Below are 4581 nucleotides of genomic sequence, written 5' to 3'. Positions count from 1 at the left end.
GTGGTCCGGCGCGGGCAGGCCCGCGGAGGCGTCAGCGGTGTCGGACACGGCGGTCACGATCGCACGTCCGGCGAACTCATCGGCCCCCGGGCATAGGCACGAAAGCGGACAGGGGTTAGGTTGACCGGCCAGTAACAATGCTTGGACACGGAGGTGGACGTGCGCGAGTACAGCGCCCCCACGACTGCTGCGGTCGCCGACGACGAGAACATGTCGGACGTCGTCTGGGTCAACGCCGAGCGGTTCGGCGACACCGTGAGTTTCCGTCGCCAGGTCGACGGCTCGTGGCGCGACGTCACCGCGGCCGAGTTCGCCGCGCAGGTACTCGCCGTCGCGAAGGGCCTGATGGCCGCCGGCATCGAGCAGGGTGACCGGGTCGGACTGATGTCCAAGACCCGCTACGAGTGGACCCTGATCGACTTCGCCATCTGGGCCGCGGGCGGCGTGACCGTCCCGATCTACGACACGTCGTCGGCCGAGCAGGCACACTGGATCCTGACCGACTCGGGAGCCCGGGCCGTCGTCGTGGAGACCGCCGAGCACGCCGAGACGGTCGGGTCCGTGCGCGAGCGCCTGCCCGAACTGGACAACCTCTGGCAGATCGAGGGCGACCGGCCCGCGGTCGACGAACTGTCCGCACTGGGGTCCGAGGTCGCCGACGACGACGTGCACACCCGCAGGCGCAGCGTCGGCGCGCAGGACGTGGCCACCATCGTCTACACCTCGGGCACCACGGGCAGGCCCAAGGGTGTCGTGCTGACGCACCACAACCTGCTGGCCGAGGTGCGGGCCGACATCAAGGCCTTCCCCCAGCTGATGGACGCGGGCAACTCCCAGCTGCTGTTCCTGCCGCTGGCGCACATCCTCGCCCGCGCGATCGCGCTGACCGCGTTCACCTCGCGGGTCACGCTCGGGCACACCCCCGACATCAAGGATCTGCTCGCCGACCTGAGCACGTTCCGCCCGACCTTCGTGGTCGCGGTGCCGCGGGTGTTCGAGAAGGTCTACAACAACTCGAAGCTCAAGGCGCACTCCGAGGGCAAGGGCAAGATCTTCGACAAGGCCGAGGCCACGGCCGTGGCCTACAGCAAGGCGCAGGACGGGGGCGGCCCCGGCCTCGGCCTGAAGCTCAAGCACGCGGTGTTCGACAAGCTGGTCTACACGAAACTGCGTGCCGCGCTCGGGGGGCGCTGCATCGCCGCCGTCTCCGGCGGCGCACCGCTCGGCGGCCGGCTCGCGCACTTCTTCCGCGGCATCGGCGTGCCGGTGTTCGAGGGGTACGGGCTCACCGAGACCTCGGCGGCGGCCAACGTCAACACCCGCGACGAGTTCCGGGTCGGCACGGTCGGCAAGCCGGTGGCGGGCACCTCGGTCCGCATCGCCGAGGACGGCGAGGTCCTGCTCAAGGGAGACGTCGTGTTCCCCCGGTACTGGAACAACGAGCAGGCCACCAACGAGTCGCTGGAGGACGGCTGGTTCCACACCGGCGACCTCGGCCAGCTCGACGAGGACGGCTTCCTGAAGCTGACCGGCCGGAAGAAGGAGATCATCGTGACCGCGGGCGGCAAGAACGTCGCCCCGTCCGGCCTCGAGGACACGCTCAAGTCCAAGCCGCTGATCAGTCAGGCGATGGTCGTCGGGGACCAGCGGCCGTTCATCGGCGCGCTGATCACCGTCGACGAGGAGTTCTTCCCGACCTGGAAGCAGCAGCACGGCAAGCCCGCGGACGCGACCGTGGCCGACCTCGCCGACGACCCGCAGCTGCGGGCCGACGTCCAGGCCGCCGTCGACGAGGCGAACACGTTCGTGTCGAACGCCGAGGCGATCAAGAAGTTCGCCGTGCTGCCGCACGACTTCACCGAGGCCGGCGGCGAGATCACGCCGAGCATGAAGCTCAAGCGCAACGTGGTCGGCAAGAACTACGCCGAGGCGATCGAACAGCTCTACGCACAGTGATCCCCTCCCGCCGGTGATCCCCCCGCGGGGCCCACACCGGCGGACATCACGCGGAAGGCCCGGGGCGCGAGCCGCCCCGGGCCTTCTCGTGTCCGGACCCCGTGCCGGTCCCGGTCAGCGCACCAGGGGGTGCCTCGGGGCGGGCTCGTCCGAGACCGGGAGACGGTAGTGCTGGGCGAGGAACCCGGCGATCTCGCGGAACAGCGGCGCCGCGGAGCCGTACTCCGGCAGCGTCGTGTCGGGGGCGTCCAACCACACCCCGACCACGAACCGTGGGTCGTCGGCGGGGACGGTCCCGGCGAAGGTGACGTTGTGCAGCGTGTTGCTGTATCGGCCGGTCTCCGGGTCCACCTGCTGCGCCGTCCCGGTCTTACCGGAGATCTGGTAGCCCTCCAGCGCGGCCTCCGGCGCGGTGCCCCGGTGCTCGTAGTCCCCGTCCTGCACCACGGCCCGCAGCATGTCGGTGACCGTGTCCGCCGTCGCCGGGTCGGCCACGCGGGTCGTGCGGGGGGCGGGTTCCGGCACACGCTCCCCGTCCGGGGTGATCCGCGCCCGCACGATCCTGGGTTCCACCCGGACACCGTCGTTGGCGAGCGCCTGGTACAGGCTCGCCATCTGCACCACGGTCATCGACATGCCCTGGCCGATCGGCAGGTTCCCGAAGGTCGTGCCGGACCACTCGTCCCGCGGCGGGACGTAACCCGGGCTCTCCCCGGGCAGGCCGATCCCCGTCGTCCGGCCCACGCCGAACTGCTCCAGCTCCTCCAGGAACCGGTCCGGACCGAGCTCGCGGGCCAGTTGCAGGGTCCCGACGTTGGACGACTTGGCGAACACGCCGCGGGTGGTGAACCGCTGGGTGCCGTGGGTCCAGGCGTCGTGCACCGTGTGGTCGGCGATCCGGAGGGAGCCGGGGACCTCGAGCACCGAGTCCGGGCCGACGATCCCGTCCTCGATCGCGGCGGTGGCGGTGACCACCTTCGCGACCGACCCCGGTTCGAACGGCGTGGTCACCGCGTCGTTGCCGAGCGCCTCGTTCGTCAGTTCGTCCTCGCCCGGGTCGAACGTGGTGTCGTTGGCGAGGGCGTGGACCTCGCCGGTCTCGGCGTCCAGAACCACGGCGGCCCCGCCCTCGGCGTGCGCGCGTTCGACGTAGTCGGCGAGGGTGCGCTGCACCTCGTACTGCACATCCGAGTCGAGCGTCAGTTCCAGATCCGAGCCCGGCGTGGCCGGCTGCACGTTCCGTTCGGTACCGGGGATCACCAGATCGAGACCCTGCCCCGGGGTGTTGACGATCTGTCTGCCCGGGGTGCCCGCCAGGACCTCGTTGCGCATGGACTCCAAGCCGGACAGTCCGCCGAGGTTGTGCTTGCTCGGATCCGGGTCGTCCTGCCGCCAGTTCGCGTACCCGACGACCTTCATCGCCAGGTCACCGCCCGGATACACGCGCTTCGCCCGCTTCTCGTACCCGATCTCCGGGTACTTCTCCTCGATCTCCTCGGCCACCGACGGCTGCACACCCTCGACGAGGTAGGTGAACGGTGCGTCCTTGTGGAACAGACGCAGCAGCTGCTCCTCCGTCGTGCGGTGCGGGAGCTGCCGCGCGATGAAGCCGGCGACCTCGGCGGCCCGGGTGTCGAAGTCCTCGCCCGAATCGGAGTCGGACCGCGCCGCTTCCGCCCATTCCTCCCGCATGCTGCGCAGATGCACCCACAGGGCGCGGGTCTCCACACTGAACGCCAGTTTGTTGCCGTCCCGGTCGACGATGGCGCCACGGGGTGCGGGGAGGTCGATCGGCGTGGTCCGCTGTCGTTCCGCGCGCTCGGAGAGGGCGTCCGCCTCGAACCCGTGGATGTAGCCCAGTCGCAGTCCCGCCACGACCAGCACCAGGGTGAGCACGATGCGCCCCGCGACGAAGCGGCCGCGGTTGTTGCGCACCGAGACCGTGCCGCCCCGGCGGGCACCGACGGAGTAGGTGCGGCGTGCGCCGTTGCCGGACGGCCCCCCGCGCGCCGTGGGCCGGCCTGCCATGTCGTCCTCCCGCTGTGTCTGCCGTTCCCGGATCCTGCCGTCACCGGGCCCGCCGCCGTCACCCGGTCATGCCGTGACCACGACGGGACGCTGCCGCCGGCGTCCCGGCTCCCGGCATCGGGGTCAGGTGCCGTCGTCGGCGCCGCCCGTGCCCGCCGCACCGTCCACGGCGGTCCCGCTCCCGTCCGGTGGTGGAGTGGCCGCCTCCGGGTCCCCGACCACGGTGACGTCGCCGTCGGCGTCCTCGACGAGCCGCGCGGCCGGTCCGGCCGGGACCATGCCCAGGGCCTCGGCCCGCTCGGCCAACGACGACGGTGACTGCAACTGTCCCACCTCGCGCTGCAACCGCTCGACGCGCTCGGTCAGCTCGGTGTTGCCCTCCCGCAGTTCCTGCAGCCGCCAGGAGTCCGCGATCGCCTGCGTGGACAGCCACAACGTCACCGCCACGCCCACGATCATCAGCGCCATCAGCACCAGGACGAACGACGAGCGCGAGCGGGGCCAGTCCAGCACCCGGTCCCGCAGCGTCGCCCCCGCCGCGGCCCGCCCCCCGGTCCGCTTCCGGGACGGCGCGGTGTCCGGTCCGGTGGCCGTGCG

At 71.4% G+C, this 4581-nt stretch carries 3 protein-coding genes; 1 reads left to right on the top strand and 2 read right to left on the bottom strand.

Annotated features, from left to right (window positions below):
• Positions 1–159: 159 nt before the first annotated feature.
• Positions 160–1956, top strand: coding sequence for an AMP-dependent synthetase/ligase (locus SACPADRAFT_RS0200570; RefSeq protein ID WP_007026613.1), 1797 nt, complete (start codon positions 160–162; stop codon positions 1954–1956).
• A 114-nt stretch (positions 1957–2070) separates the two neighbouring features.
• Here the strand turns inward: SACPADRAFT_RS0200570 and SACPADRAFT_RS0200565 are convergent, their stop codons facing one another.
• A complete protein-coding gene (locus SACPADRAFT_RS0200565) occupies positions 2071–3984 on the bottom strand; it encodes a peptidoglycan D,D-transpeptidase FtsI family protein (RefSeq protein ID WP_007026612.1) in 1914 nt (637 codons plus the stop codon).
• 123 nt (positions 3985–4107) lie between these two features.
• On the bottom strand, positions 4108–4581 hold a 474-nt coding region (locus SACPADRAFT_RS31845; protein ID WP_007026611.1), incomplete at its 5' end, for a cell division protein FtsL.

It is taken from the genome of Saccharomonospora iraqiensis subsp. paurometabolica YIM 90007, assembly GCF_000231035.2.
GTDB lineage: Bacteria > Actinomycetota > Actinomycetes > Mycobacteriales > Pseudonocardiaceae > Saccharomonospora > Saccharomonospora paurometabolica.
This window is presented reverse-complemented; position numbering and strand designations above follow the sequence as displayed.